Annotated in this window: 23 protein-coding genes and 2 pseudogenes; 18 read left to right on the forward strand and 7 right to left on the reverse strand. The window is 68.0% G+C overall.

Annotated features, from left to right (window positions below; genetic code table 11):
* Positions 1–120 precede the first annotated feature (120 nt).
* Positions 121–912, forward strand: a complete 792-nt coding sequence (locus tag KF889_01185) for a response regulator (protein ID MBX3498030.1) — start codon at positions 121–123, stop codon at positions 910–912.
* A gap of 31 nt (positions 913–943) precedes the next feature.
* Positions 944–2,623 carry a sensor histidine kinase gene (locus KF889_01190; GenBank protein MBX3498031.1) on the forward strand — a complete coding sequence of 560 codons (1,680 nt, stop codon included), beginning with the start codon at positions 944–946 and terminating at the stop codon, positions 2,621–2,623.
* A gap of 292 nt (positions 2,624–2,915) precedes the next feature.
* Here KF889_01190 and KF889_01195 read toward each other — a convergent pair whose 3' ends face one another.
* Complete coding sequence (locus KF889_01195) at positions 2,916–3,281, reverse strand: PRC-barrel domain-containing protein (protein MBX3498032.1); 366 nt, start codon at positions 3,279–3,281, stop codon at positions 2,916–2,918.
* 304 nt (positions 3,282–3,585) lie between these two features.
* Here KF889_01195 and KF889_01200 point away from each other — a divergent pair, with 304 nt between their 5' ends.
* Together KF889_01200 and KF889_01205 are read left to right on the forward strand one after the other, a co-directional pair.
* Positions 3,586–3,774 carry a CsbD family protein gene (locus KF889_01200; protein ID MBX3498033.1) on the forward strand — a complete coding sequence of 63 codons (189 nt, stop codon included), beginning with the start codon at positions 3,586–3,588 and terminating at the stop codon, positions 3,772–3,774.
* A gap of 181 nt (positions 3,775–3,955) precedes the next feature.
* Positions 3,956–4,369 carry a hypothetical protein gene (locus tag KF889_01205; GenBank protein MBX3498034.1) on the forward strand — a complete coding sequence of 138 codons (414 nt, stop codon included), beginning with the start codon at positions 3,956–3,958 and terminating at the stop codon, positions 4,367–4,369.
* Between the two features lie 96 nt (positions 4,370–4,465).
* Here the strand turns inward: KF889_01205 and KF889_01210 are convergent, their stop codons facing one another.
* Together KF889_01210 and hutC are read right to left on the reverse strand one after the other, a co-directional pair.
* The gene (locus KF889_01210) at positions 4,466–5,674 is read right to left on the reverse strand and encodes an SMP-30/gluconolactonase/LRE family protein (protein ID MBX3498035.1); all 1,209 of its coding nucleotides are present in this window, start codon (positions 5,672–5,674) and stop codon (positions 4,466–4,468) included.
* A 102-nt stretch (positions 5,675–5,776) separates the two neighbouring features.
* The gene (gene hutC, locus KF889_01215) at positions 5,777–6,508 is read right to left on the reverse strand and encodes a histidine utilization repressor (GenBank protein MBX3498036.1); all 732 of its coding nucleotides are present in this window, start codon (positions 6,506–6,508) and stop codon (positions 5,777–5,779) included.
* Between the two features lie 17 nt (positions 6,509–6,525).
* Here hutC and hutH point away from each other — a divergent pair, with 17 nt between their 5' ends.
* Entirely contained in the window at positions 6,526–8,085 is a 1,560-nt protein-coding gene (hutH, locus tag KF889_01220) for a histidine ammonia-lyase (GenBank protein ID MBX3498037.1), read from the forward strand.
* Positions 8,082–9,743, forward strand: coding sequence for a urocanate hydratase (locus KF889_01225; GenBank protein MBX3498038.1), 1,662 nt, complete (start codon positions 8,082–8,084; stop codon positions 9,741–9,743). Before hutH ends, KF889_01225 begins: the two co-directional genes overlap by 4 nt.
* Before the next feature lie 98 nt (positions 9,744–9,841).
* On the opposite strand, the gene KF889_01230 is transcribed toward KF889_01225, so the two are convergent.
* Positions 9,842–10,633 carry a hydroxyacylglutathione hydrolase gene (locus KF889_01230; protein ID MBX3498039.1) on the reverse strand — a complete coding sequence of 264 codons (792 nt, stop codon included), beginning with the start codon at positions 10,631–10,633 and terminating at the stop codon, positions 9,842–9,844.
* A 287-nt stretch (positions 10,634–10,920) separates the two neighbouring features.
* On the opposite strand from KF889_01230, the gene KF889_01235 reads away from it, so the two are divergent.
* Together KF889_01235 and KF889_01240 are read left to right on the forward strand one after the other, a co-directional pair.
* Entirely contained in the window at positions 10,921–11,304 is a 384-nt protein-coding gene (locus tag KF889_01235) for a hypothetical protein (GenBank protein ID MBX3498040.1), read from the forward strand.
* Positions 11,305–11,395: 91 nt separating this feature from the next.
* A pseudogene (locus KF889_01240) lies at positions 11,396–11,722 on the forward strand (integrase arm-type DNA-binding domain-containing protein).
* 141 nt (positions 11,723–11,863) lie between these two features.
* Here KF889_01240 and KF889_01245 read toward each other — a convergent pair.
* Both KF889_01245 and KF889_01250 read right to left on the reverse strand, forming a co-directional pair.
* Positions 11,864–12,073 (reverse strand): annotated as a pseudogene (locus KF889_01245) (transposase).
* Positions 12,074–12,382: 309 nt separating this feature from the next.
* Positions 12,383–13,486, reverse strand: a complete 1,104-nt coding sequence (locus KF889_01250) for a mandelate racemase/muconate lactonizing enzyme family protein (GenBank protein ID MBX3498041.1) — start codon at positions 13,484–13,486, stop codon at positions 12,383–12,385.
* Between the two features lie 149 nt (positions 13,487–13,635).
* Between KF889_01250 and KF889_01255 the strand changes: the two genes are divergently transcribed.
* Both KF889_01255 and KF889_01260 read left to right on the forward strand, forming a co-directional pair.
* Entirely contained in the window at positions 13,636–15,279 is a 1,644-nt protein-coding gene (locus KF889_01255; GenBank protein ID MBX3498042.1) for an FAD-dependent oxidoreductase, read from the forward strand.
* Positions 15,276–16,430, forward strand: coding sequence for an FAD-binding oxidoreductase (locus tag KF889_01260; protein MBX3498043.1), 1,155 nt, complete (start codon positions 15,276–15,278; stop codon positions 16,428–16,430). The genes KF889_01255 and KF889_01260 overlap by 4 nt, the downstream gene beginning before the upstream one ends.
* A gap of 2 nt (positions 16,431–16,432) precedes the next feature.
* Here KF889_01260 and KF889_01265 read toward each other — a convergent pair whose 3' ends face one another.
* Complete coding sequence (locus KF889_01265) at positions 16,433–17,215, reverse strand: helix-turn-helix domain-containing protein (GenBank protein ID MBX3498044.1); 783 nt, start codon at positions 17,213–17,215, stop codon at positions 16,433–16,435.
* 291 nt (positions 17,216–17,506) lie between these two features.
* Between KF889_01265 and KF889_01270 the strand changes: the two genes are divergently transcribed.
* The 8 genes from KF889_01270 to KF889_01305 all read left to right on the forward strand — a co-directional run bounded on the left by KF889_01270 (position 17,507) and on the right by KF889_01305 (position 25,697).
* Positions 17,507–18,835: a carbohydrate ABC transporter substrate-binding protein gene (locus KF889_01270; GenBank protein ID MBX3498045.1), complete on the forward strand. Its 1,329-nt coding sequence runs from the start codon at positions 17,507–17,509 to the stop codon at positions 18,833–18,835.
* An 18-nt stretch (positions 18,836–18,853) separates the two neighbouring features.
* Positions 18,854–19,774, forward strand: a complete 921-nt coding sequence (locus tag KF889_01275; GenBank protein ID MBX3498046.1) for a sugar ABC transporter permease — start codon at positions 18,854–18,856, stop codon at positions 19,772–19,774.
* A 3-nt stretch (positions 19,775–19,777) separates the two neighbouring features.
* Positions 19,778–20,605 (forward strand): carbohydrate ABC transporter permease, encoded by an 828-nt coding sequence (locus KF889_01280; GenBank protein ID MBX3498047.1) that lies wholly within the window; start codon positions 19,778–19,780, stop codon positions 20,603–20,605.
* 6 nt (positions 20,606–20,611) lie between these two features.
* The gene (locus tag KF889_01285) at positions 20,612–21,694 is read left to right on the forward strand and encodes an ABC transporter ATP-binding protein (protein ID MBX3498048.1); all 1,083 of its coding nucleotides are present in this window, start codon (positions 20,612–20,614) and stop codon (positions 21,692–21,694) included.
* 21 nt (positions 21,695–21,715) lie between these two features.
* Positions 21,716–22,648 carry a dihydrodipicolinate synthase family protein gene (locus KF889_01290; protein MBX3498049.1) on the forward strand — a complete coding sequence of 311 codons (933 nt, stop codon included), beginning with the start codon at positions 21,716–21,718 and terminating at the stop codon, positions 22,646–22,648.
* 104 nt (positions 22,649–22,752) lie between these two features.
* The gene (locus KF889_01295) at positions 22,753–24,174 is read left to right on the forward strand and encodes a diaminopimelate decarboxylase (protein ID MBX3498050.1); all 1,422 of its coding nucleotides are present in this window, start codon (positions 22,753–22,755) and stop codon (positions 24,172–24,174) included.
* A 6-nt stretch (positions 24,175–24,180) separates the two neighbouring features.
* Complete coding sequence (locus KF889_01300) at positions 24,181–24,963, forward strand: SDR family oxidoreductase (GenBank protein ID MBX3498051.1); 783 nt, start codon at positions 24,181–24,183, stop codon at positions 24,961–24,963.
* Positions 24,963–25,697 carry an SDR family NAD(P)-dependent oxidoreductase gene (locus KF889_01305; protein ID MBX3498052.1) on the forward strand — a complete coding sequence of 245 codons (735 nt, stop codon included), beginning with the start codon at positions 24,963–24,965 and terminating at the stop codon, positions 25,695–25,697. Before KF889_01300 ends, KF889_01305 begins: the two co-directional genes overlap by 1 nt.
* Positions 25,698–25,792 lie beyond the last annotated feature (95 nt).

The raw sequence follows: 25,792 nt of genomic DNA on the forward strand, positions 1-25,792 counted from the left end.
TGGTTAACGCTGGTCACCGAGGGCATCCCTCGAGGGCCTCCCCGGGGGCCAAACACAAGGTTGTGATGGCGCAAGACGCCGGCTAATTGCCACGTCAGGGCAGCAGTGACGGGGGTTCGCTTGGAACAGGTGAAGACGGGTCTGCCGGATGCGGTCGCATCGATGCTGCCGTTCCTGCGCCGCTATGCGCGCGCACTCACGGGATCGCAGAAGCGGGGCGACGAATGGGTGCGGCTTTGCGTCGAGGTGCTGCGCGAGCAGCCGCTGGACGCCCAGGAATACGACACCAAGCAGAAGATATTCGCCCTGTTCCACCGGCTGCGCCAGCCCTTCGACGTGCTCGAGGAGCGCGAGGCGGCGGCCGACGGTGTGCCGGGCCGGCTGAAGGCGCAGCTCAGCGAGATCCCGGTGCTGCAGCGCCAGATGCTTCTGCTGACCGCGCTCGAAGGCTTCTCCATCGGGGACGCCGCGCGCATCGTCAATGTCAGTCGTGCCGACGCCGAGGCGGCGCTGGGCGAAGCGCGCAACGAGCTGCGTCGCGTCGCCTCGGTCCGTGTCCTGGTGATCGAGGACGAGGCGGTGATCGCGCTCGATGTTGCGAAGATCGTGCAGAACGCCGGCCATCAGGTGGTTGGCATCGCGGCCACCGAGAAGAACGCGGTCGACCTGGCGCGCAAGCACTCGCCCCACCTCGTGCTCGCCGATATCCAGCTCAAGGGCGGCGACAACGGCATTTCGGCGGTGCGCGAGATCATGAAGGGCCTGGAGGTGCCCGTGATCTTCGTCACCGGCTTTCCGGAGCGGCTGCTGACTGGCAGCGGCGTCGAGCCGGTCTTCGTCATCACCAAGCCCTTCGATCCCGATCTGTTGCGCACCGCGATGGCCCAGGCGCTGAACACCGTCGCGATCTGATCGTCCCGGGGAGGCCGCGCGGAGCAGGCCAATGCATTCCTGGCCCATGCGCGCCCGCTTCGTGACCCTGCTGACCGTGCTGTTGCTGCCCGTCATCGCGCTGGCGGGATGGTGGACCTTCGAGAAGCAACGCGAGCTGCGCCTCGCGCGCGGCGAGTTCATCGCCAGCGCCGTCGAGGCCGCGGCGATGCCATGGCGCGAAGCGTTGCAAGGCGCGCGCCGTGTGCTCTCGACGCTGCGCGAGGACCGCGATGTCGCGCGCTGGACCGGCGAGACCCTCGCGCCCGGCGAGCTGGCGCGTTGCGAGGATCACCTGCGCCGCCTGCTGCGCCATCTCGGCGACCGCTACGCGCTGATCGTCCTGGTCGATGCGCAGGGCACGCGTCGTTGCTCGACCTCGCCGCAGCCCGGTGTCGGCTTCGAGGCCCTGCTGCCGCAGGTTCGCGAGGGCGCCGAGATCGCGGTCTCGTCACAGCCCGCGAGCCGGTCGGACACCCGCTTCGTCGTGCCCGCAGCCATTGGGCTGGCCCGCGATGGCCAGTTCGCCGGCATGGTCGGCATTGGTGTCGCCTGGACGTATCCGGGCAAGACGGAGAGCGACCGCCCGCCGCTTCCCATCCAGCTGACGCTGATCGACCTGATGGGGCGGCCGATCGGCGGGGCCAACATCCTGCCGCCGCCCGATCGCCTGCAGAAGGCGCTGGCGGCGCGCGAGAGCGCCCTGCGCGCCGCCGGCGGTGACGGCCGGACCTACGAGTTCCGCCTGCTGGCTTTCGGTCCCAACTCGCCCCTGATGCTGGCTGCGATCCCGGCTGCCGTGGCGGACGCCGATCTCGGCGGCCCGTGGCTCGACTTCATGCTGGTCGTGCTGACGTCGCTGGTGGCGCTGGCCGCCCTGTGGTTCGGCACCGCCCGCTGGTGCCTGCAGCCGCTCGGCCCGATCCGGCGCTTCGCCGCTGCGATGGCGCGGGGTGCCGACGCGCCGCAGCCCGGCAGCGCGGGCCCGCCGGAGGTGCGCTCGCTCGCCGCCGACATCGCCGTCATGGCCGGCGCCATTCGGGCGCGCGAGCAGGACCTGCGTGCCGGCCTTGAGCAGCGCAATCACATGCTGCGCGAGATCCATCACCGGGTGAAGAACAACCTGCAGATGATCTCCAGCCTGCTCAGCCTGCAGAGCAACGGCATCCGATCGCCGCGCCTTCGTCGCCACTTCTCCGACGCGCAGAACCGCGTCCTCGCTCTGTCGATCCTGCATCGTCATTTGTACGAGCGCACGAGCTGGGCGCAGGTCGACTTCCAGGCCTTCATCAACGATCTGGTGCGGCAGCTCTCGATGAATCGCGACAATCCCGCCCCCGACAACATTCGCCTCGACATCCGCGCGCCGGTCATGGCGGTCGGGCCCGACACGGCGATCCCGGTCGGCCTGATCGTCACCGAGGCGGTCGGCAACGCCTTCCGCCACGCTTTCGTCGACGTGGCGGAGCCGGCGGTCTCCATCCAGGCAACCGAATCAGGAGGGACGGTCGAGTTCGCCATCGAGGACAACGGCGTGGGGATCGGTGACAGAATTGTCACAGGCGAGGACGCGGGAAGTCTGGGATTAACGTTGATCCGGGGCTTGGCCATGCAACTGGGTGGCGAGGCCGAGATCCGGCGGAGAACCGGCGGCGGCACGCGGGTCGCCGTGCGATTCCCGTTGCCGACCTAGCTGCGGCGCGCCTGCAACCCTGCCGGAGCAGGGCGCGTTATGGTCGTAACAGATGTGGAGCGTGCCATGATCCCCAGTCAGAGATCGTCCCGTTCCTCGGAGCCGGAGCGCGAGGATCTGGCCATGACGCGGGCGTGGGAGGCCAACGACTACGTCGACTTCATGGCAGCGGTCCTGCTCGGTGTGGCGCTGACGGCGCTGGCTCTTTCGATCATGTAGATGGCGGCCGCTGGCCGGCGCGGAAATCAAAGCGGGCGGCCCTTGGGCCGCCCGTTTCGCGTTCGGTGGATCGTCAGAGCCAGTAGGTCGGCACGTTGTAGTACTTGTCGACCCGGCGGCCATAGTCGGGCGTCCAGGTGAAATCATCGCCCTCGTAGGTCGGCGCGCCCTCGAGGAGCTTGCGATCGAGGTCGACGACGTAACCACCCTGCTTCTGGTCGTACTTCAGTGTCGACCAAGGCAGAGGATGCTGCTTCTCGCCCATGCCGAGAAAGCCGCCGAAGGACATCACGGCGTAGATCGCCTTGCCGGTCACCTTGTCGATCATGATGTCCTCGACATGGCCGAGCTTCTCGCCCTTGAGGTTGTATACGTTGGTTCCGTTGACACGTTCGGCGGCGATCAGGTTGCCGCTCGTCGACTGAGTGAGGTCGGTCATGCCGGGCTCCTCTCGCTGTGGTGGATGATCGCGGGGCACGGCGAGCCCGCTCGTGCCCCCTCACGTGAACGGCGCTCCGATGCGGCGGGTTCCGCCCGTCCCCGGCGGGAACTGCGCCGCGCGAGGCGACGTTGGCGAGCAAGGGCCGCGTTCGAGTGGCCGTTCCCACCATGGAGTTCACGCCATGCGTAATCTCGCCCTCGCCATCGTCCTGGCCTTGTCCGCGGCCGTTGTCGCGCCCAGCTTCGCGCAAACCACTACGGCGCCGCCGCCTACGACCGCGCCGTCGCCCTTCTGGGAGAAGATGAAGGGCAGTTGGTCGCAGACCAAGGGCGCCGTGAAGGAGCAGTGGGGCAAGCTGACCGACGACGATCTGCTCGCAATCGAGGGTCGCCGCGACCAGCTGATCGGCAAGCTGCAGACCCGCTACGGCATCACGCGCGAGGAGGCGGAGCGTCAGGTTGGTGCCTTCGAGAAATCGCATCAGATGTAGCCCGCGGGTGGCTGACATCGAGGCCGACGGCGTGGACGCGGGCCGCGGCGCGGTTCGCGTCCATGGCTTTTTTGTGAAGTTGCGAGGGTCAAGAAAACTTGAGGATCGGCGGCGCGTGAGGGCTGCAGGCAACGACCGAAGTCAGGTCCCGTTGATTGGGGGCAACAGACGGAGACGGATCATGGACAGCTCCTCCAAGGTCGCCCAGTTCCACCTCGGCATGAGCGAAGACGGTCAGCGCTGCCTGATGGTCTTCATCGACGAGAAGCAGCACGCCATGGAGTGCGTCGCGGACTTCTCCGAGTTCACCGCCTTCATCTCCAGCCTCTGCGACGCGGCCAACGAGATGGTCAAGCGGCAGGGTACCGACAACGAGCCGGTCGCCAACCAGGCAGCGGCGGGCGAGACCCAGACGATCCAGTGCCGGCCGATCGACGTATCGTCCGCCGCATTCCAGGTTCATCCAGGCGACGGCTCGATCATGGGGGCGCTCGTCAGCGATGCCGGGGAGGTCGTCGGCGTGCGCATGCGGCCGCAGGTCGCCAGCCAGCTGATGCGCGACCTGCTGCTGGCGTCGCCCGCGGCTCGCACCTGAGCGGGCCTATAGCGACAGCTCGCCCGCGACGTGGCATCACGCTGGCCAGCCCATCGGGCTGGGCGCAATCCGCCGTCGGGTAGGGTCAAGGCCTGGCTAGCCTGGACCTGCGCCCTGCGTGCCGACATAGACGGCGTAGAGTGACTGGCTCGCCGCCATGAAGAGCCGGTTGCGCTTGGGCCCGCCGAAGCAGATGTTGCCGCAGACCTCGGGCAGGCGGACGCGTCCCAGCAGCTTGCCGTCGGGCGCGCGCACGACGACACCGCTGTAGCCGAGATTGCGCCCGGCATTGCTCGAGCACCAGACATTGCCGTCGACGTCGCAGCGCAACCCGTCGGGCCCGCACTTGATGCCGTCGACCATGCAGTCGCTGAACAGCTTGCCGCCGCTCGGCTTGTTGTCGGCGCCGACATCGAAGACGTGGATGTCGCCCTTGCCGCCCGGCCCGGTGTCGCCCGGCCCCTTGCCTGTGCTGGCGACGTAGAGCTTGGTGTAGTCGGGCGAGAAGCACAGGCCATTGGGATCCGGCACCTGCTCTTCGGTCAGCACCAGATCGACGCGGCCGCCGGGATCGATGCGATAGCAGTTGGTCGGCAGCTCGCGGCGCATCGAGCCGATGCCCGGCGGCTGGCCCAGGGTGGGCTTCAGCTTGCCGCGCGCGTTGCTCGGTCCGCCCGGCGCATCCGGCGCGCCTTCGTAGAGCTGGCCGCCATACGGCGGATCGGTGAACCAGTAGCTGCCGTCGGGATGCGCCACCACGTCGTTGGGCGAGTTCAGCCGCTTGCCCTGGAAGCTGTCGGCCAACACCGTGACCGATCCGTCGAGCTCGTAGCGCACCACGCGGCGCGTCAGGTGCTCGCAGGAGAGCTGGCGGCCCTGGAAGTCGAAGCTGTTGCCGTTGCTGTTGTTCGAGGGCAGGCGGAAGACGCTGACGCGGCCGTCGTCCTCGAGCCAGCGCAGCTGGCGATTGTTGGGTATGTCGCTCCACACCAGGTAGCGGCCCTGCGCGTTCCACGCCGGTCCCTCCGACCACAGCGCGCCGGTCCACAGCCGCACGATGGCGGCGTTGGGCTGGGTGATGCCGTTGAACGCCGGGTCGACGGTGATCATGTCGGGGTCGCGGAAGTATGTCGTCGGCGCCGCGTTCGGCCCGAAATCGCGCGGCGGGCTGGTGATCGTGCTGGCCGGCGCCGCCACGGCGGGCGTCGACGCCGGCGGAGTCTGCGCCCGCGCGACGGCGGGGGCCGCGAGGGCGGCTGCTCCCAGGGCTGTGACCACGCTGCGGCGGGTCTGCGGCTGCGTCATGGTTGTGTCCTCCCGGTTGTTGCCGCAGCGAGCCTATGCCCGTCAGGCGCGAACAAACGTGAATCCGGGAAGAAAACCGCGTGGCTCACATCACTTAGTCGTTCACTTCCGAAGCGGCCTGAAATGGGCAACGAGCCGATGCGCATCGCCCGGGTAGAGCAGGCGGACGAGCGTGATCGGCGTCTTGCCGCGCCATGTCCGGCGTTCGACGACGAGACAGGGCGCCCCCGTCCTGACAGCAAGCGAGCGGGCCTCGGCGCGGCTGGCGCCGGCGGCGTGAATGCGATGTTCGGCTTCGGTCCAGGGAACGGTGTCAAGGAGCCAACGGCCGGGCGACACATCGGCGAAGCTTTGCGCTTCGGCCTGCGGCACCGCCTTGAGATTGATCAGACGTTCTTCGAGACAGAATACCCTGCGCCCCGCGAAGTGGCGGCCGGTGACCTCGAGCAAGCGCCCGCCGCCATGCTCTCCGAGGAAATCATGGTCGTCGCGATCGCCCCTTCGCATCGTTCGGCGCATCATCTCGAAGCGATAGGCTTGTCCGAGCGCCAGTACCTCGGCCTTGATATCGTGAATCTCGAGAATCGCGGCCTGTGAGCTCGGCTGCCGCACAAAGGTGCCGGCCTTGCGGCGCCGTTCGACAAGGCCGGCATTGGCCAGCATCACCAGGACCTTGCTGACGGTCATGCGAGAGCAGCCATAAGTGGCCGCCAGCTCCTGCTCGGTGGCGATGCGCGCGCCGGGCGGCAGGGCCCCTGACAGGATACGGCCTTCGATGTCGCCGAGAATTCTCTGGTGAAGAGAGGTGCTGGACATGTGATTATGTATAGTCATAATAATGCCGGCAGGCAATGGAGGGGCGGATGACCGAGATCGTGTTGTCGCCGGGCGCCGTGCCGCTGGCCGGGTGGCGCGCGATCTATCGTGGCGCATCCGCCAGCCTCGATGCGGCCGCCTATGCGGCGATCGAGAAATCGGCGCGCGCGGTGTCGGCCATCGTCGCCAGGGGCGTGCCGGTCTATGGCGTCAACACCGGCTTCGGCAAGCTCGCCAGCGTGCGCATCGAGGCCGCCGACCTCGAGGCGTTGCAGCGCAATATCGTGCTGTCGCACGCCGCCGGTGTCGGTGCGCCGATGCCGGTGCCTGTCGCGCGCCTGATGATGGCGCTTAAGCTCGCCAGCCTCGCGCAGGGTGCGTCGGGCGTGCACGAGGAGACGGTACGGCTGCTCGAGGCGCTGCTCGCCAAGGGGCTCACGCCGCTCGTGCCGTGCCAGGGCTCGGTCGGCGCGTCGGGCGATCTGGCGCCGCTGGCGCACATGAGCGCGGCGATGATCGGCGTCGGCGGCTTCATCGTCGATGGCGCGATCGTGCCGGCTCAGGAGGCCCTGGCGCGCGCCGGGCTCGCGCCCCTGCGCCTGGGCCCCAAGGAGGGCCTGGCGCTGCTCAACGGCACGCAGTTCTCCACGGCCTACGCGTTGGCCGGCCTGTTCGAGGCCGAAACCGTCTTCGGCTCGGCGCTGATCACCGGTGCGCTGTCGACCGACGCGGCGCGCGGCTCCGACGTGCCCTTCGATCCGCGCATCCATCGCCTGCGCCGGCACCAGGGCCAGATCGATACCGCCCTCGCGCTGCGGCGCCTGATGGCGGGATCAGCGATCCGCGCCTCGCACCTCGTGGGCGACGAGCGCATCCAGGATCCCTACTGCCTGCGCTGCCAGCCGCAGGTGATGGGCGCGGCGCTCGACATCCTGCGCCAGGCGGCGGCGAGCCTGGAGACCGAGGCCAACGGCGTCACCGACAACCCGCTGATCTTCGCCGACACAGGCGAGGCCCTGTCGGGCGGCAACTTCCACGCCGAGCCGGTGGCCTTCGCCGCCGACATCGTCGCCCTGGCGGTCTGCGAGATCGGCTCGCTCGCCGAACGGCGCATCGCCATGCTGGTCGATCCGGCGCTGTCCGGCCTGCCGGCGTTCCTGACACCGCGGCCCGGCCTGAACTCCGGCTTCATGATCCCGCAGGTGACGGCGGCGGCGCTGGTGGCGGAGAACCGGCAGCGCGCGCATCCCGCCAGCGTCGATTCGATTCCGACCTCGGCCAACCAGGAAGACCATGTCTCGATGGCCGCGCATGGCGCGCGCCGCCTGCTCGACATGACGGCCAACGCCGCCTCGATCGTCGGCATCGAGCTGCTGGCCGCGGCGCAGGGTTGCGACTTCCATCGGCCGCTGGCCTCGAGCCCGCCGCTCGAGGCGGTGCGCGGCCTGCTGCGCGCGCGCGTGCCGCATCTCGAGGACGATCGTCACTTCCATCCCGACATCCAGACCGCGACGGCGCTGGTCGCCGACGGCGTCCTGCCGCGCGCCATCGGCGATGGCCTCCTGCCCACGCTCGACCGAGGGAGATCCGCATGAGCCGCATCGACAATGCCCGCATCGTGCGCGCGCCGCGCGGCAACATGCTCAGCGCCAGGAGCTGGCTGACCGAGGCGCCGCTGCGCATGCTGATGAACAACCTCGATCCCGATGTCGCCGAGAAGCCCGGCGAGCTCGTGGTCTATGGCGGCATCGGCCGCGCAGCGCGCGATTGGGCCGCCTTCGACCGCATCGTCGAGGCGCTGCGCAAGCTGGAGGCCGACGAGACCCTGCTGGTCCAGTCGGGCAAGCCGGTCGGCATCTTCCGCACCCACGCCGATGCGCCGCGCGTGCTGATCGCCAACTCGAACCTGGTGCCGCGCTGGGCGACCTGGGAGCATTTCAACGAGCTCGATCGCAAGGGGCTGATGATGTACGGCCAGATGACGGCCGGCTCGTGGATCTACATCGGCAGCCAGGGCATCGTGCAGGGCACTTACGAGACCTTCGTCGAGATGGCGCGCCAGCATTACGGCGGCAGCCTCGCCGGCCGCTGGATCCTGACCGCCGGGCTGGGCGGCATGGGCGGCGCGCAGCCGCTGGCGGCGACCATGGCGGGCGCGTCTTGCCTGGCCGTCGAATGCCGTCCCAGCAGCATCGAGTTCCGCCTGCGCACCGGCTATGTCGACGTCCAGGCGAAGGATCTCGACGATGCGCTGGCGATCATCGGCAGGTCGACGGCGCAGAAGAAGCCGCTGTCGGTGGCCCTGCTCGGCAACGCCGCCGACATCCTGCCCGAGCTGCTGCGCCGCGACGTGCGGCCCGACTGCCTCACCGACCAGACCTCGGCGCACGATCCGGTCAACGGCTACCTGCCCAGGGGCTGGACGCTCGCCGACTGGGAGGCGCGGCGCACTGCCGATCCGTCGGCGGTCGCGAAAGCCGCGAAGCAATCCATGGCGGGCCATGTGCGTGCCATGCTGGAGTTCCACAAGCGCGGCGTGCCGACGGTCGATTACGGCAACAACATCCGGCAGATGGCGCTGGAGGAGGGCGTTGGCGACGCCTTCGCCTTCCCGGGCTTCGTGCCGGCCTATATCCGCCCGCTGTTCTGCCGCGGCATCGGGCCGTTCCGCTGGGCCGCGCTGTCGGGTGATCCCGAGGACATCTACCGCACCGATGCGAAAGTGAAAGAGCTGTTGCCCGACAACGCCCACCTGCATCGCTGGCTCGACATGGCCCGGGAACGCATCAGGTTCCAGGGCCTGCCGGCGCGCATCTGCTGGGTCGGATTGGGCGATCGTCATCGCCTGGGCCTCGCCTTCAACGCGATGGTCGCCAGCGGCGAGCTCAAGGCGCCGATCGTGATCGGCCGCGATCACCTCGACTCGGGCTCGGTCGCCAGCCCGAATCGCGAGACCGAGGGCATGAAGGACGGCACCGACGCGGTGTCGGACTGGCCGCTGCTCAACGCGCTGCTCAACTGCGCCTCGGGCGCCACCTGGGTGTCGCTGCACCATGGCGGCGGGGTCGGCATGGGCTTCTCGCAGCATGCCGGCATGGTGATCGTCTGCGACGGCACGCCGGAGGCGGCGCGGCGCATCGAGCGCGTGCTGTGGAACGATCCCGCCACCGGCGTGATGCGGCACGCAGATGCCGGCTACGAGGACGCCATCGCCTGCGCGCGCGAGAAGGGCCTCAACCTGCCGAGTCTCTAAAGTCCAGAGGCTCTGTCATCCCGAGCGTAGCGAGGGATCCAGGCTAACCCTGGATCCCTCGCTACGCTCGGGATGACAGTTTCGCCCGTCTCGGCACTTCACCACTTGTTCCGCAGCTCGCGCAGCTTGAGGAACACCGTCTTGCGGTCGGGGTTGTCGGGCAGGTCGGAGAACGCCTCGCGCAGGCGCGCGATCACCGTCGGGCTCGACAGCCGGAAGAAGGTGTTGATCTCGCGCTCGAGCTTCAGGGTGGTGACCAGCGGGTTGTTGGGATCCTGCCGCTGCATTGCCGGCAGCATCTCCGCGGCTTTGGCATTGTCGGGCTCGCGGTCGAGCGTGAAGCCGAGGTTGTTGGCGATGTAGTCGTGGCCCGGATAGATCAGCGTGTTCTCCGGCAGCTTGTCGAGCTGGTTGGCAAAGGTGCCGTAGAGCTCGGCGGGATGGCCGCCATTGTGGCAATTGCCGGCGCCGGCGTTGAACAGCGTGTCGCCGCAGAACAGCGCCGGCCGATCGCCATGGCTGCGCAGGCAGATGTGGCACATCGTGTGGCCGGGCGTGTCCATGCACTCCAGCTCGACCGTGCGGCCGACCTTGATGACGTCGCCGGCGCCCAGCCCGCGATCCATGCCCGGGATGCGGTTCTTCGCGTTGGCGTGCGCCAGCACCTTGGCGCCGGTGGCGGCGACCACCTGCTGATTGCCGCCGGTGTGATCGCCGTGCTCGTGCGTGTTGAGGATCTGGGTGATGGTCCAGCCCTTCTCCTTCGCCTTGGCCAGGCACTTCTGGTGATCCAGCGGATCGATTGCCAGCGCCTCGCCGGTCTCCGGGCAGGCGATCAGGTAGTTGAAGTTGCGATAGGCGTTCGCGGTCCAGATTTGCTCGACGATCATGCGTGACCTCGTGACGTGCGGCCTGGAGTATAAGGCAAGCCGTCGGGCCGCCGCCAATGGCCGCGCGACCTGCCGGCCGACGTCCCCCGGATGAAGTCCGGCCCACAGCGTGATAGGGTGACATCCCAAGGCCTGCCCGATCGCCTGGTATTTCCGGCGGAGGAGCGATGGCCGAGCACCGCGATTGGCGTCTGATCGCCGGCGGCATTTGCGCCGGTCCGGGCAGTGGCGAACCGTGAAGTCTCGCGTGCTGGGACCGGCCTCACCTGACTTCGAGGACGATGACCATGGCGACGACAGGGCAGTTCACCAAGGGCCAGTTCCAGCTTGCGATCGACGGCCACTCGATCGCGGCTTTCTCGGAGCTGCAGGGCATCACGACCACGGTCGAGCCGGTATCGCGCGGAACCGTCGCGCCGGTGACCCTGATCCTCAGGCGCGGCAAGACCGACGACGCGCAACTTCTGGCGTGGCAGCGCTCGGGCGTGCGGAAGAACGGCACGCTCACCATATCCGGCTCGGCCGGCGCCGGGCGCTACCGGCTGAAGAACGCCGCGGCGACGAAGTACGGCAGCGTGACCAAGATCGACAGCTTCACCTGGAAGCAGGGCGTCGCGCCGGCGCAGGTGGAGGAGATCACGCTCGTCGTCGATCGCATCGACCGCTTCTGACTGCGATCACCGCGCCAGTCTTACGTCCCATTTAGTCCATTATTTCGATAAGTTAGGGATTGTGAAGTTCTTCGGGTCCCTATCGAGTTCGATGCCGCGTAGCTACGTCCGTGCTACGCGCACTGCAGGGAAGCAGACGCGGCCAATGCCCGTGAAACTGACCAAGCGCGTCGTCGAATCCGCGTCTGTCGGCGATTCCGACGTGCTTCTCTACGACACCATCGTGAAAGGCTTTGGCGTTCGTGTCGGCAGGGGTGGGTCGCGAGCGTACTTTGTCGATTATCGCTTAGGCCGTCGTCGCCGTTTCACTGTCGGTGCACATCGCCCGCCGTGGACCGTTGAGACGACACGCTCTGAGGCGCTTGGAGTGCTCGGCGCGGCGAGCCGCGGAGAAGACCCTTTGCAAAGCCGACAGGATGATCGCAGAGCGATGACCGTTGCCGAGCTGTGCGATGCCTACCTGGCCGACGGCTGCGAACTGAAGAAGGCCTCGACCATAGCCATCGACATTGAGCGCATCGAATGGCCTATCAACCCGCTCCTGGGCCGACTACCGGTCCGCGGCGGCCCGCGTCTGCCAGTCGCGCTCGCGATAGCCGTTGCGCTGCGCCAGGCGGTTCGGGCTCTTCTCGCCATGCGCCGCCCCGGTCAGCACGCCGACCTCGATCTCCATCAGCCGCTCGGCGGCGAAGGCGATCATGTCGCGCAACACATCGGCGTCGGGGGTCTTCGCCACGAGCGAACGCAGGTTCATCATCTCGGTGGTCATCGGTGGTCTCTCGGTCGCAGGTTGGAACTCGCAACCCGACCCTGACCCGGACATCGTCGGTGACCACCGCAACCCGCCCGCTCGCTGCAGCGCTATTGGGCAGCGCGCTTCGCGGGCGGCCTTGCTCTACCGAGCTACACCACTACTGGGGACGTGACCGTGGCCGATCCAGTATGCCCGTTCGGTAGCGCGGAACCGCGGCAGAACAGCTTGGTGAACGTACCACGACCGAGGAAAGTTCTGCAGCCAGGTCGACGATCCTCAGCTGATGCGGCTAGGCAACTGGTGCCGACTGCGCGGTAGCGTGGCTCAGTCGATCGTGAGCACCGGATCGCCTAGCACGTCAAGGTAGGGCGACACACCCAGCCCGGGGCCTGATGGAGCCTTGATCCATCCACCCCGGTGCTGCGGACCGTTCTCGGCGATGCTTAGCGTGTTGTAGCCGTTGACGTCGCTGGAGCTGAAGCGGAAGGCCTCCGGCGTCGAGTGCGCGAGATGGGCGATCGCGGCGGTGACGATGTCGCTGCCGCCGCTGTCCTCGATGGTCATGGCGATGCCCATGGACACGCACATGTCGCGCATGTGCCGCGCCATCGTCAGCCCGCCGACCTTGCTGAGCTTGATGTTGACCACGTCGGCCGCCTGGTCGGCATGGGCGCGCAGCAGCATCGCCGGGCTGTCGATGATCTCGTCGAGGATGAAGGGCCGCGTCGTGCGCCGCCGGATGCTCAGGCACTCGCCGTATCCCAGGCACGGCTGCTCCAGGTAGAGATCGATGTCCTCGATCGCCCGCACCACGCGCGCCGCCTGCACCGGCAGCCAGCTGGTGTTGGCGTCAGCCACCAGCACCTCGCCGGGCTTCAGGGACTCCGCCACCGCCCGGATGCGCCTGATATCGAGATCGGCGTCGCCGCCGACCTTGATCTGGAACTGGTGGTGGCCCTCGGCGCGGCAGACCGCGACGCGCTCGACCATGCGCTCGGGCGTGTCCTGCGAGATGGCGCGGTAGCACTTCACCGCCTCGCCCTGGCAGCCGCCGAGCAAGGTCGAAACCGGTACGCCGCTCTTCAGGCCGAGAATGTCCCAGCAGGCGATATCGAGCGCCGACTTCACATAGGCGTGGCCCTTGAGGTGCTGGTCCATCACGCGGTTGATCACGCCCAGCTCTGTCGGGTCCTGGCCGATCAGGTGCGGCGCCAGCTCGGCGAGCCCGGCGCGAACGCCTTTGGCATAGGCCGGCAGATAGGCCGGACCCAGCGGACAGACCTCGCCGTGACCGATCAGCCCGGCATCGGTATGCACGCGCACCACCGTCGAATCGTAGATGCGGATCGAGTGGCCGCCAGACCACGAGTACTTGCCCTCGCGCAGCGGCAGGTCGACCTGGTGCACGGTGATCCTGACGATCTTCATTCGACCCCATTGTGCGGTATGGTAACTCTTGTGCGCCGCGCGGCCACGACAAGTGGCGCCATTCCTCGATCTCCTGCCGAACGATGTCGACCTTAGCGCCCCAGAGTTGTTCACATAATGAACTTCCGTACAAGTCGGGCATCGAGGTCATGCTCGAAGTCGATGGCAAGGCGGTCCCCGCCCGCATCGGCGATACGCTGGCCGCCGCGCTGATCGCCGCCGGCATCACGTCGCTGCGCGAGACAGCGGCGGGCGACACCCGCGGCGTCTTCTGCGGCATGGGCGTCTGCAACGAGTGCCTGGTAACGATAGACGGCGCCGAAAGCCGCCGCGCCTGCATGACCAGGGTCAGCGGCGCGCATGTCGTGTGCCGGCAATCGTTTCCGGTACGCCTCGGCACAGCAACGGTCGGCGCCGCACCGATCCTTGCGCCCGACCTGGCGGTGCGGACACCCGAGCTGCTGGTGATCGGCGGCGGCGCCGGCGGCCTCGCGGCGGCGACGACCGCGGCGGAAGCCGGCCTCACCGTCACCCTCGTCGACGAGCGGGCCAGGCCAGGCGGGCAGTTCTTCAAGCAGCCCGGCGACTCGCACCGCTTCGCCGCGCGGATCGCCGAGGATCCGCAGATCGCCGAGGGCCGCGGCCGCATCGAACGCGCGCGCCAGGCTGGCGTCGAGATCATCCCGGGCGCGGAGGCCTGGGGCGCCTTCCCACCGATGACCGTGGGCGTCACCACGCCCGAGGCTTCGCTGCTGTTCAAGCCGCAGCGCCTGGTCATCGCCACCGGCGCCTATGAGCGGGGCCTGCCCGTGCCGGGCTGGACCCTGCCCGGTGTGATGACCACCGGCGCGGCGCAGACACTGCTGAAGACCGACGGCGTGCTGCCGGGCAGCCGCGTGCTGGTTTGCGGCAACGGGCCATTGAACCTCCAGGTGGCGCTGGAGCTGGCGCGCGCCGGCACCGACATCGTCGCGATTGCGGAACTGGCACAACGACCCGGCATCGCGAATGCCGGCGCGATCCTGCGCATGCTGACGACATCATTCGCTCTGGCGCGGCAGGGCCGGGCGATGCTCGCCGAGCTGCGACGGCGTGCCATTCCCCTGCTCTGCGGCAGTGCTTTGACACGCGTGGAACCCGGGCTGGCGGCCTATGTCGGCCAGCAGCGCTTCGAGGTCGACGCCGTTCTGATGGGCTACGGCTTCATGCCGTCGAACGAATTGCTGCGCGCCCTGGGCTGCCGGCATCGCTTCGATGCGACGCGCGGCCATCTCCTCACCGAGCGTAGCGAAGACTGCCAGACCAGCCTCGCGGGGGTCTACGCGGTGGGCGATTGCTGCGGCCTTGGCGGCGCGCCAGCTGCGGGTGAGGAAGGCGTGATCGCCGGCGCCGCCGTCGCGCGCGCTCTGGGGCGGCGGATCGACGAGACCAAAGTCGCCAGGGCGCGTGCTGCCCTCGGCCGGCATCGGCGCTTCCAGGAGGCGTTGTGGCAGGTGTTCGCCGCGCCGCGTCCTCACGTCGAGTACGCCGAACGCGGGACGATCGTGTGCCGCTGCGAGGATGTGACGTTGGGCACGCTCGACGCGGCCCTGGGCGATGGCATGCCGGCGATCGGCGAGGTCAAGCGGCGCACGCGGCTGGGCATGGGGCGCTGCCAGGGGCGCTATTGCGCACCGGTGCTGGGAGCACTGCTGGCGGAGCGGCAGGAGCGTGTCATCGACGAGCTGGCCTTCTTCGCGCCGCGCGTACCGGCCCGGCCGGTCTCGATCAGCGATCTGGTGCGCACCAGATGAGTCGTGATCCGCGCACGCCGCCAGCCGACATCGGCACGGCGATCATCGGCGGCGGCATCGTCGGCATGTGCCTCGCGTGGTTCCTCGCCGAGGACGGCCACGACGTGACGGTGCTCGACGACGGTCGCCACGCCGGCACCATCGCCAATGCCGGCGGCCTGCACGTGCAGCTGCAGAGCCGCTTCATGCGCCTCTATCCTGAGATGGTGCCGGCGTTCGAGGAGACCCTGCCCTTCTATCCACGCGCCGTGCGCCACTGGGAGGCGCTGGCGGCGCGGCTGGACGAGGACATCGAGCTCGCCGTCACCGGCGGATTGATGGTGGCGGAGAGCCGCGAGCAGTACGCCTTCCTCGAGAAAAAGTGCCGGCGCGAGCAGGAACTCGGCTTGAAGGTCGAGATGCTCGACCGCGCCGCGCTCGACCGCATCGCGCCCTATTTCGCATCCTGCGTTGTCGGCGCGGAGCTGTGCGCCGACGAGGGCAAGGTCAGCCCGCTGCTCGCCAACCAGGCTATCCGGCGCAAGGTGCTGGCACTGGGCGTTCCGCACTGCACCGAAACCCGGGTCACCGGATTGACCCGCGCCACAAGCGGGTTCGTGGTCGAGACAAGCCGCGGCACGATCCGCGCCGGCCGCGTCGTGATCGCCGCCGGCGCCGGTTCGGCGGCATTGGCGGGCCACCTCGGGGTGCGCGTGCCGGCGCGCGCCGAGCCGCTGCACATGAACATCACCGAGGCGACCGAGCCGCTGATCCATCACATGGTGCAGCACGCCGACCGGCAGATCACCATGAAGCAGCTCGGCGCCGGCCAGGTCGTGATCGGCGGTGGCTGGCCGGCGAGCCTGGTCGGGCCGAACGAGCACCCAACCGTCGAGCTGGAGAGCCTGATCGGCAGCCTGAGCCTGGCGCAGCATGTGATCCCGCGCGTGGGCTCGCTGCGCCTGATCCGCACCTGGGCGGGCGTGAACACGGGCATCGATGGCCGACCGGTGATCGGGCCCGTCGGAGGCGTGCCCGGACTGCATTTCGCCATTCCGGGCGATGCAGGCTACACGCTGGGCCCGCTGACGGCGCGGCTGGTGGCGCAGACGATGATGGGCCGCGAGCCCGAGGCGAAGGTCAGCGACTACACCGCCGATCGCTTCGCCTGAGCTCAGCCCGGCAGCGCCAGCGAGATGCGCTGCGCGGCGTCGAGCAGCTCGGCCAGCACGCGGCTGCGCATTTCCTCGGGCGTGACGCGCGCGGAGGGGCAGCAGACATTGAGCGCCGCCTTGATCGTGCCGGCGCGATCGCGGATCGGCACCGAGATCGCCCGCAGGCCGGCCTCGAGCTCCTGGTCGACGATCGACCAGCCCTGGCGGCGTGTCTCCTCGATGATGCCGCGCAGCTTGACCTTCGACGTCACGGTGTTGGGCGTGAACTTCTCAAGCTTGACCCTGGCGAGGTATTCGTCGAGCTCGTGCTCGGAAAGGCCCGACAGCAGCACGCGGCCGGTCGACACCGCGTGTGCCGGAGCGCGGTTGCCGACATTGATGCCGACATTCATCACCCGGCGCGACGCGGCCCGCGCGACATAGACCGCGGAGAGGCCGTCGAGCACGGCGGCGAAGCAGGATTCCGAGAGCTTCTCCGAAAGCTCGTTGAGCACCGGCTGGGCGATGTCCCAGATGTCCATCGACGCCAGCGCGGTGAAGCCCAGCTCGAGAATCTTCGGGCGCAAACGGAAATGCTTGCCGTTGGTCTCGACGTAGCCCTCGCGCACCAGGGTCAGCAGGAAGCGGCGCGCCGCCGCGCGATGCATGTCGGTGCGGTCGGCCACTTCGCTGAGCGTCATGCTGGGCTTGGCGCGCGTGAAGGCGCGGATCACCTCGAGGCCGCGGGCGAAGGAACTCACATAGTCGCCACTCTCTTGGTCGGTAACGGCCAGGTCGGACATGCCTTGCTCTTTTCCACTCACTCGATCGGAGGCGTCTGTCGATACACCGGCCCACGTGTGGACCGAAAGCCCGTACGTCGCCGCATCATGGCGGAATGCGAACATATGTTCGTCCAGCGCCCGCCTCAATCTGTTTTGTTGAAGATATCCCCAAGCCAACTTCGAGAAGAAATGACGCCTTCTCAGGGATATAGGCCCGAAAACCTCTCCTTGAGCCGTCCTTGCCGCTTGCCAATGCGCCCTGCGCCTCTCAGTATTTCCGCACGGATGTTCGTATAGCGGGAGGGGAACATGACAAAGAGGACGGTTTCACGTCGTGCGGCATTGGCGGGCATCGGTGCGGTGGGCATGGCGGGCGCGCTGGGGGCGCCCAGACCGGGCGGCGCACAGGGCGGCGCGACCCTGCGCTGGTGGTCGACGCAATCCGTGCCGGCACAGCTTGCGGCCTACAAGTTCCAGATCGCGCAGTTCGAGGCGGCCAATCCCGGCATCAAGGTGGTGTTCGAGCCGACCTCGAACGAGACCTATGCCGCCCAGCTCGCCGCCGCCTTCGCCAGCGGCCAGGTGCCCAACATCGTCACCCACCTGCCGTCCTTCGCGGTCACCAATTACTGGCGCAACGGCCTGCTCGAGCCGTTCAACGACGTCATCAAGATGGTCGGCGAGGACAAGTTCTTCCCCGGCGCCAACCGCATCTACGAGGTCGAGAAGGGCGTCTATGGCGGCGCCGGCATCGGCGGCACGGCAGCCAACTCGCTGTGGCTGCGCACCGACCTGATGAAGAAGGCCGGAATCGACAAGGCGCCCAGGACCTGGGACGAGCTGCGTGCGGCCTGCCGCAAGATGCAGGGCGGCGGCATCTACGGCGCGCCCCTGCCCTACGCCAAGAACAGCATGACCTCGCTGGTCTTCATCTGCTTCGTGCACGGCGCGGGCGGCCAGGTGTTCACGCCCGATCTGCAGATCGCGCTCGACAGCAAGGAAACGCTGGACGCGCTCGAGTTCTACAAGTCGATGCGCGAGCTCTGCCCGCCCGGCGCCACCGGCTACTCCTGGGGCGAGAGCCTGACGGCGTTCGTATCCGGGGCCACGGCAACCGGGCTCTACACCGGCCGCGTGCTCGCCAACGTCAACGCGCAGAACCCGGGCATCAAGGACTCGATCACCTGCGAGACCTATCCGACGATCTCGCCAAGCGTGCCCGGGTGGACGTTCAACGACTTCCCCAGCATCTTCATCCCCAAGGCGGCCAAGGACATGGCGGCGACCAAGAAGTTCGCCGCGCACATCTTCGCGCCCGAGGGCTACATCAAGCAACTGCACGCCGCGCCCGGCCACGTGCTGCCGGTGCTGAAGACGATCGCCGAGGATCCGAAGTACTACGACAACCCGATCATCTCGAAGTACCAGAAGGAGGTGAAGCTGATGGCCGCCAACTCGGCCGCCGGCTTCAACCTCGGCTTCGAGACTGCCAACCACAAACCCAACATGAAGGCGGGCGAGATCATCAACAGCGGCCTGCTGGCCGAGCTGGTGCAGCGCGTCTGCCTGAACAACGAGGACGCCAAGAAGGTGCTTGGCGAGACGGCCAAGAAGATCGAAGCCATCGCCAAGGCCTGACGGCACTTCGCTCGGGCCATGACGGCAACCACGGCCCCGGCGCGGCCCACCGCGCCGGGCCTGCACCTCTCAACCCGATACGGCCTGCTCGGCGCGCTGCTGATCGCGCCGACGGTGCTGATCTTCTGCGCCGTCATCGTCTACCCGCTGGTCTCGGCGATCTATCTCAGCCTGTTCTCGATCTACACGCCGACGCTCAAGGGCCGCTGGATCGGCTTCGACAACTACGGCGCATTGCTGGCCTCGGGCGAGTTCTGGCAGGCCCTCTGGGTCAACGTCGTGTGGACCGTGGGCACGCTCTTCCTGCAGATCGTGCTGGGCGTGGCGCTGGCGTTGCTGCTGCACCAGAACATCTGGTTCCGGTCATTGGCGCGCAGCCTGATCCTGTTCCCCTATTTCATGTCGACCGTCGTCGCCGTGCTGGTCTGGCGCTGGGTGTTCAACGATCTCTACGGCATCCTCAACCACACCATGATGTGGCTGGGCCTGCTCAACATGCCGTTGGACTGGATCGGCCAGATGCCCAACGCGATGATCAGCGTGATCCTGGTCGGCGCCTGGAAATACTTCCCCTTTGTCGTCATCAGCGTGCTGGCGCGCCTGCAGACCATCCCCGACCATCTCTACGAGGCGGCGACGATGGATGGCGCCGGCACCTGGGGCCGCTTCACCGACATCACCCTGCCGCAGCTGCGCGAGGTGCTGTTCATCGTCATCCTTCTGCGCGCCATCTGGGACTTCAAGGAGTTCGACCTGATCTACCTGCTGACCGGCGGCGGACCGGTGACCTCGACCCAGACGCTGCCGCTCCTAGTCTACAAGCAGGCCTTCGCGCTCAACGAGATGGGCGGCGCCTCGGCCGTGGCCGTGCTGATGATGCTGATCATGCTCGGTTTCATGGCGCTCTACTTCCGCTACGGCCGGACGGCGGAGGGCTGAGCCATGAAGCCGTTGCGCCGCATCCTGTTCAACATCTTCGCCTGGACGATCGTGTTCGTCGTCGCCTTCCCGCTGCTGTGGACGATCGTCACGTCGCTGAAGCCGCAGACCGAGCTGTTCCGCATCCCGCCCAGCCTGTGGCCCGGCGAGGTGACCTTCGAGCACTATCGCAAGCTGCTGCTCGAGACCAAGTTCCTCGCCTACTTCGCCAACTCGGTGATCGTCGCCGTCGCCACGACGGCGGTGGTGGTGATCGTCGGCGTGATCGGCGCGCACAGCCTGGTGCGCTTCTCCTACCCCGGGCGCGAGCGGCTGGCGCAGCTCGTGCTGTTCACCTACCTGCTGCCCTCCGTGGTGCTGATCATCCCGCTCTACCTGATGCTGGTCGAGATGGGTGTCGCCAACACGCTGTTCAGCCTGACCATCGCCTACACCACCTTCGCGCTGCCCTTCGCGCTGTGGCTGCTGCGCTCCTTCATGGCCGGCATCCCGCCGGATCTCGAGGCCGCCGCCATGGTCGATGGCGCTTCGCGCATGGGCGCCTTCGTCGACGTGATCCTGCCGCAGGCGCTGCCAGGCATCATCTCGACCGCGGTCTTCACCTTCATCCTGGCCTGGAACGAGTACCTCTTCGCCCTGGTCCTGGTGAACCAGGACACCGCACGCACGCTGACCACCGGCGTGATCACCATGCTGGTGACCTCGTTCCACATCGAGTGGTCCATGCTGATGGCCGCCTCGGCGATGATGAGCGTGCCGGTCATCGTCGTCTTCGCCTTCCTCCAGAAGCATCTGACCCGCGGCTTCGGCGCGGGCGGCGTCAAGGGTTGAGCAGTCATGGCCGCGATCACCTTCGAGCGCGTGCACAAGGCCTTCGGGGCCGTGGTCGCGCTGGAGGAACTCGACCTCACCATCGGCGACGGCGAGTTTGTCAGCCTGCTGGGCCCGTCGGGCTGCGGCAAGACGACGACGCTTCGCATGCTCGCCGGGCTCGAGCAGCCGACGCGCGGCTCGATCAGCGTTGGCGAGCGCGTGGTCAACGACCTGCCGCCCGGCCAGCGCGACCTCGCCATGGTTTTCCAGTCCTACGCGCTCTATCCGCACATGTCGGTGGCGCAGAACATCGAGTACCCCTTGAGGAAGCGCGGCGTGCCCCGGGCCGAGCGCCAGGAGATGGTCAGGCGCACGGCAGCGCAGCTGCAGCTCGAGTCGATGCTCGATCGCAAACCGCGCCAGCTCTCCGGCGGCCAGCAGCAGCGCGTGGCGTTGGGCCGCGCCCTCGTGCGCGACCCCGCCGCCTTCCTGCTCGACGAGCCGCTGTCCAACCTCGACGCCAAGCTGCGTGCCCACATGCGCGCCGAGCTGATCGAGCTGCACCAGCGCATCGGCAAGACCATGGTCTATGTCACGCACGACCAGCTCGAGGCGATGACCATGTCCGACCGCATCGCCGTGCTCGACCAGGGAAGGCTGCGGCAGTACGACACGCCGATGGAGATCTACAACAGGCCCAACAGCCTGTTCGTTGCCGGCTTCATCGGCACGCCCTCCATGAACTTCATCAGGGGCCGCCTGCGCCAGGACGCCGGCGGCCTGGTATTCGAGGCCGGCCGGCTGACGCTGCAGCTGGCGCCCCATCTGGTGCGCGAAGGCGTGACGGGCGACGTCACGATGGGCGTCCGGCCCGAGGACGTGAGCCTGTCCGCCGACGGCCTGACCGCGGCGGTGAAGGTGGTCGAGCCGACCGGCCACGAGAGCATCGTGTTCTTCGACGTGGCGGAGCACGCGGTGATCGCCCGTGTCGGGCCCGACGTCCAGCTCAAGCCCGGCGAGGCCGTCCGGCTGAGCTTCAGCACGGCCAAGCTGCATTTCTTCGATGGCAAGGACGGGCGACGGCTGAATGCCGATCGCCCCGCGTAGACAGGAACGGAGCACAGGACCATGGACCGCAACTCAGTGAAATGGTGGGGCCCGATCCCCGCGATCGTCACGCCGTTCGACGACAAGGGCGCTATCGACGAGCACCTGCTGCAGCAGAACATCGACATCCTGATGTCCAAGGGCGCCACCGGCGTGGTGATCGGCGGCTGCACCGGCGAGTTCTGGGCGATGTCGATGGAGGAGCGCCGCGCGCTCTTCAGGATGGGCGTCAAAGCGATGGCCGGCCGCGGCTTCGTCATCGCCGGCACCGGCGCGGTGCGCATCGAGGACGCCATCGCGCTCACCCGCGCCGCGCACGATGCGGGCTGCGACGGCGGGCTGGTGCTGCCGCCCTACTTCGTGAAGCTCACCGACGACGAGATCTTCGCCCACTACGAGGCGCTGTCGCGCGCCGTCGAGGGGCCGGTGATGCTCTACAACATCCCCGGCAACGCGGTGAACGCGCTCAGCCCGGCGCTGGTGCTCCGCCTGGCCGATCTCGATCGCGTCGTCGGCGTCAAGGAGAGCTCGGGCGACTGGAACAACTACTACGCCACGGCGATCGCCGTGCAGGATCGCCTGCGCGTGTTCTGCGGCCCCTCTTCGGTGTTCGGCGTGCCGGCGGTGCAGGCCGGCGCCGACGGCGTCATCGACTGCTTCCCCAACATGTGGGCGCCCGGCTGCCTCGACCTGTTCTACGCCGCGCGCGACGGCCGCCTCGAGGAGGCACGCCGCCTGCAGGCGATGGGCGTGCGGCTGACCAGCCTGTTCACGTCGGGCGGCCGCACGCTCTACCCCGCCACCAAGGCGGCGATGGACATGCTTGGCCTGCCCGGCGGCAGGCTGCGTCCGCCGCTGCAGCCGCTCGCCGGCGAGCCGCTGGCCGGCCTGCGCCGCGGCCTGATCGAGCTCGGATTGTTGTCCGGCGATTCCACCCAGCGCACCGCTGCCTAGCTCTCTGTCATTCCGAGCGCAGCGAGGAATCTTTCAAGACTTAAAGATCCCTCGCTTCGCTCGGGATGACAGCCCGGTTCCGAACCCATCTCAGGGAGACTCCCATGCCCGTGCAGCTCACGCCCCGCCAGTACAAGGTCAACTACGGCGAGTTCTACGGTGTCGGTCCCAACGGCAACCTCTGGGTCGAGGATTGCGACGTCAAGGATCTCGCCGACAAGTTCGGCACGCCGCTGTTCATCATCTCCGAATCGCAGTTCCGCTTCACCTACCGGCAGTTCCGCGACGCCTTCCGCGCGCAGTATCCCGACGTCGAGATCCTGTTCGCCAACAAGTCGAGCAACGGTCTCGCCATCCGCCACATCATGAACCAGGAAGGCGCCGGCGGTGACTGCTTCGGCGTCAACGAGATGTACCTGGCGCTGCTCGCCGGCACCAATCCCAAGACCCTGGTGCTCAACGGCTCGAACAAGCAGACCGAAGAGCTGGAGATGGCGATCCAGAACGGGCTGTGCATCAACATCGACGCCATGGACGAGCTCGACCGCATCGACGCGATCTGCAAGCGGCTGGGCAAGGAGGCCGATATCGGCATCCGCCTGAAGCTCGACCTCGAGCCGCTGCAGAATCTTCGCGGCGTGGCCATGCATGGGCCGGGCACGCTGAAGGAGCAGAGCGACAGTACCAAATGGGGAATGTCGCGCGAGCAGACCGTGGCGATCATCAAGCGCGCCCAGTCGATGCCGCACATCAAGCTGAAGGAAACCCACTTTCATCTCAGCCGCATGTCGAACGACCCCACGAGCTTCGCCGTGATGGCGCGCGAGATGATCACCTGGTCGGGCTACATCCGCGACAATACCGGCTGGACGCCGCCGACCATCGACATCGGCGGCGGCTGGACCTTCGGCAAATGGTACGGCACCGGCCCGCGCGGCCAGCTCGACGACGACAAGGCGCCGAAGGCCACCGACTACGCCCGCCTGTGCTGCGAGGCGATCAAGGACGAGGCCAAGAAGCTCGGTCTGCCGCTGCCCAAGCTCAGGCTCGAGCCCGGCCGCGCGCTCTCCGGCCCGGCGGGCCTCGCCATCGGCCAGGTCGGCGCGGTCAAGCAGGGCCAGCGCAAGAAATGGGTCAACATGGATCTCAGCACCAACCACCTGTCCTGGGCCGCCGTGCTCGACTGGTACTACCACGCCGTGCCGGTGGTCGGCGCCGATCGCGAGGCCAGCGAACTGGTCGATCTCGTGGGCCCGCTGTGCAATTCCGACGAGGTCGGCGCGCATCGCAGGATGGCCCCGCTGCAGCGCGGCGACTATGTCGGCTTCCTCGACGCCGGTGGCTACACCGAATCCTGCGCCGCGCGCTACAACGCGCAGCTGCTGCCGGCCACCATCCTGGTCAGTGGCGACAGGGCCGAGGTGATCACCGAGCGCGAGCAGCTCAAGGACATCGCCGGACGCTTCCGCGTGCCGCCGCGCCTGCTGGCCGGCTCCTTCGCGCCCACGGCGATGGCGGCGGAGTAGATCGGGGTGGATCTCGGACTCCGCGGCCGCAAGGCCATCGTCTGCGCCGCCAGTCGCGGCCTGGGACGCGCCACCGCCTTCTCGCTGGCGCGCGAGGGCGTCGACCTGACCCTGATCGCGCGCACGCCGGAGGCGCTGGAGCAGACCGCCGCGGCACTGCGCCAGGCGCACGGCGTGCGCGTCACCGCGGTGGCCGGCGACATCAACACCGATGCCGGGCGCGAGGCGGTGCTGGCCGCGTGCCCGGATCCCGACATCCTGGTGAACAATCCCGGCGTGCGCCAGGTGCCGGGCGACTTCAGGGCCTGGCCGAAGGCGGAATGGCTGCGCTGGCTCGACATGCACTTCCTGTCGTCGGTGCAGCTGATCCAGAGCGTCGTGCCGGGTATGTGCGAGCGGCGCTTCGGGCGCATCGTCAACATGTCAGTGAGCTTCATCAAGTTCCCGCAAATCGGTTTCGCGCACAGCCACGCCGCGCGGCTGGCGCTGTCGGGCGCGGTGGCCTCGATGGTGCGCGAGCTGATCCCGCACAACGTCACCATCAACACGGTGTGCCCCGGCCTGTTCGACACCGATGCGCTGCACACCAACCTGCATGGCCATGCCCGGCGCGGCAACACGACCTACGAAGCCATCGTCGCCGACCGGCTGAAGACCTGCCCGGCCGGACGCTTCGCCGACCCCGGCGAGTGCGGCGATCTGATCGCCTATATCTGCAGCGCCCAGGCCGGCTTCATGACCGGCCAGAACATCGTCAACGACGGCGGCGTGTATCAGGGTCTGTTCTGATGAGCGACGAGCTGCTGCAGCCCGCCGGCCGCGTGATCGCCATCTCGGGCGCCTCGCGCGGCATCGGCGCGGCGATCGCCCGCCGGCTTCACGCCGACGGCTTCACCCTGTCGCTGGGCGCGCGCGATCCGAACGCGGCGCGCGAGGCGCTGGGCACGCACGACGAGGCGCGGGTGATGGTGGCGCGCTTCGAGGCCACCGACGCCGCCTCGGCACAGCAATGGATCGACGCGACGCTGGCGCGCTTCGGCCGCCTCGACGGGCTGATCAACAACGCCGGCATCCTGCGCATGGTGCGCTTCGACGAGGGCGACGAGGCGGCCCTGACCGAGATGTGGAACGTCAACGTCATGGCGCCCTTCCGCCTGCTGCGGCTGGCGCTGCCGCACCTGCGCAAGGCCGGCCACGGCCGCGTCGTCAACATCGCCTCGACCGACGCCAAGCGCTTCCGCGACGCGACCTCCTCGATCGGCTACGTCATGACCAAGCACGCCGTGCTGGCGCTGAGCCACGCCGCGAAATTCGCGGGCTGGGACGACGGCGTGCGCGTCACCGCGCTCTGCCCCGGCGCGGTCGAGACCGGGCTGATCGCCGGCCTCGCCGGCGCGACACCGACGGCCGGGCGCCTGAAGCCCGAGACCATCGCCCACACTGTCAGCTTCCTGCTGTCGCTGCCCGACACGGCATCGGTCGCCGAACTGCCGATGAATACCCGGCTGGAATCGACTTTGTAGCCCCAAGCCTATGACAGAGGTCCAGTCTTGGCGATTTCTGCGCCGACACCCGTGCGGCCATATGGCCTGGTATGGTTGATCATCCGCTGATCGGC

This window comes from Alphaproteobacteria bacterium, assembly GCA_019635875.1.
Lineage (GTDB): Bacteria > Pseudomonadota > Alphaproteobacteria > Reyranellales > Reyranellaceae > JAFAZJ01.

Bases quoted from the DNA above. Each gene is read 5' to 3' on its own strand.
- KF889_01190 (MBX3498031.1), top strand. From the start codon at position 944: ATGCATTCCTGGCCCATGCGCGCCCGCTTCGTGACCCTGCTGACCGTG.
- KF889_01195 (MBX3498032.1), bottom strand. From the start codon at position 3,281: ATGACCGACCTCACTCAGTCGACGAGCGGCAACCTGATCGCCGCCGAA.
- KF889_01200 (MBX3498033.1), top strand. From the start codon at position 3,586: ATGAAGGGCAGTTGGTCGCAGACCAAGGGCGCCGTGAAGGAGCAGTGG.
- KF889_01205 (MBX3498034.1), top strand. From the start codon at position 3,956: ATGGACAGCTCCTCCAAGGTCGCCCAGTTCCACCTCGGCATGAGCGAA.
- KF889_01210 (MBX3498035.1), bottom strand. From the start codon at position 5,674: ATGACGCAGCCGCAGACCCGCCGCAGCGTGGTCACAGCCCTGGGAGCA.
- hutC (MBX3498036.1), bottom strand. From the start codon at position 6,508: ATGACTATACATAATCACATGTCCAGCACCTCTCTTCACCAGAGAATT.
- hutH (MBX3498037.1), top strand. From the start codon at position 6,526: ATGGAGGGGCGGATGACCGAGATCGTGTTGTCGCCGGGCGCCGTGCCG.
- KF889_01225 (MBX3498038.1), top strand. From the start codon at position 8,082: ATGAGCCGCATCGACAATGCCCGCATCGTGCGCGCGCCGCGCGGCAAC.
- KF889_01230 (MBX3498039.1), bottom strand. From the start codon at position 10,633: ATGATCGTCGAGCAAATCTGGACCGCGAACGCCTATCGCAACTTCAAC.
- KF889_01235 (MBX3498040.1), top strand. From the start codon at position 10,921: ATGGCGACGACAGGGCAGTTCACCAAGGGCCAGTTCCAGCTTGCGATC.
- KF889_01250 (MBX3498041.1), bottom strand. From the start codon at position 13,486: ATGAAGATCGTCAGGATCACCGTGCACCAGGTCGACCTGCCGCTGCGC.
- KF889_01255 (MBX3498042.1), top strand. From the start codon at position 13,636: ATGCTCGAAGTCGATGGCAAGGCGGTCCCCGCCCGCATCGGCGATACG.
- KF889_01260 (MBX3498043.1), top strand. From the start codon at position 15,276: ATGAGTCGTGATCCGCGCACGCCGCCAGCCGACATCGGCACGGCGATC.
- KF889_01265 (MBX3498044.1), bottom strand. From the start codon at position 17,215: ATGTCCGACCTGGCCGTTACCGACCAAGAGAGTGGCGACTATGTGAGT.
- KF889_01270 (MBX3498045.1), top strand. From the start codon at position 17,507: ATGACAAAGAGGACGGTTTCACGTCGTGCGGCATTGGCGGGCATCGGT.
- KF889_01275 (MBX3498046.1), top strand. From the start codon at position 18,854: ATGACGGCAACCACGGCCCCGGCGCGGCCCACCGCGCCGGGCCTGCAC.
- KF889_01280 (MBX3498047.1), top strand. From the start codon at position 19,778: ATGAAGCCGTTGCGCCGCATCCTGTTCAACATCTTCGCCTGGACGATC.
- KF889_01285 (MBX3498048.1), top strand. From the start codon at position 20,612: ATGGCCGCGATCACCTTCGAGCGCGTGCACAAGGCCTTCGGGGCCGTG.
- KF889_01290 (MBX3498049.1), top strand. From the start codon at position 21,716: ATGGACCGCAACTCAGTGAAATGGTGGGGCCCGATCCCCGCGATCGTC.
- KF889_01295 (MBX3498050.1), top strand. From the start codon at position 22,753: ATGCCCGTGCAGCTCACGCCCCGCCAGTACAAGGTCAACTACGGCGAG.
- KF889_01305 (MBX3498052.1), top strand. From the start codon at position 24,963: ATGAGCGACGAGCTGCTGCAGCCCGCCGGCCGCGTGATCGCCATCTCG.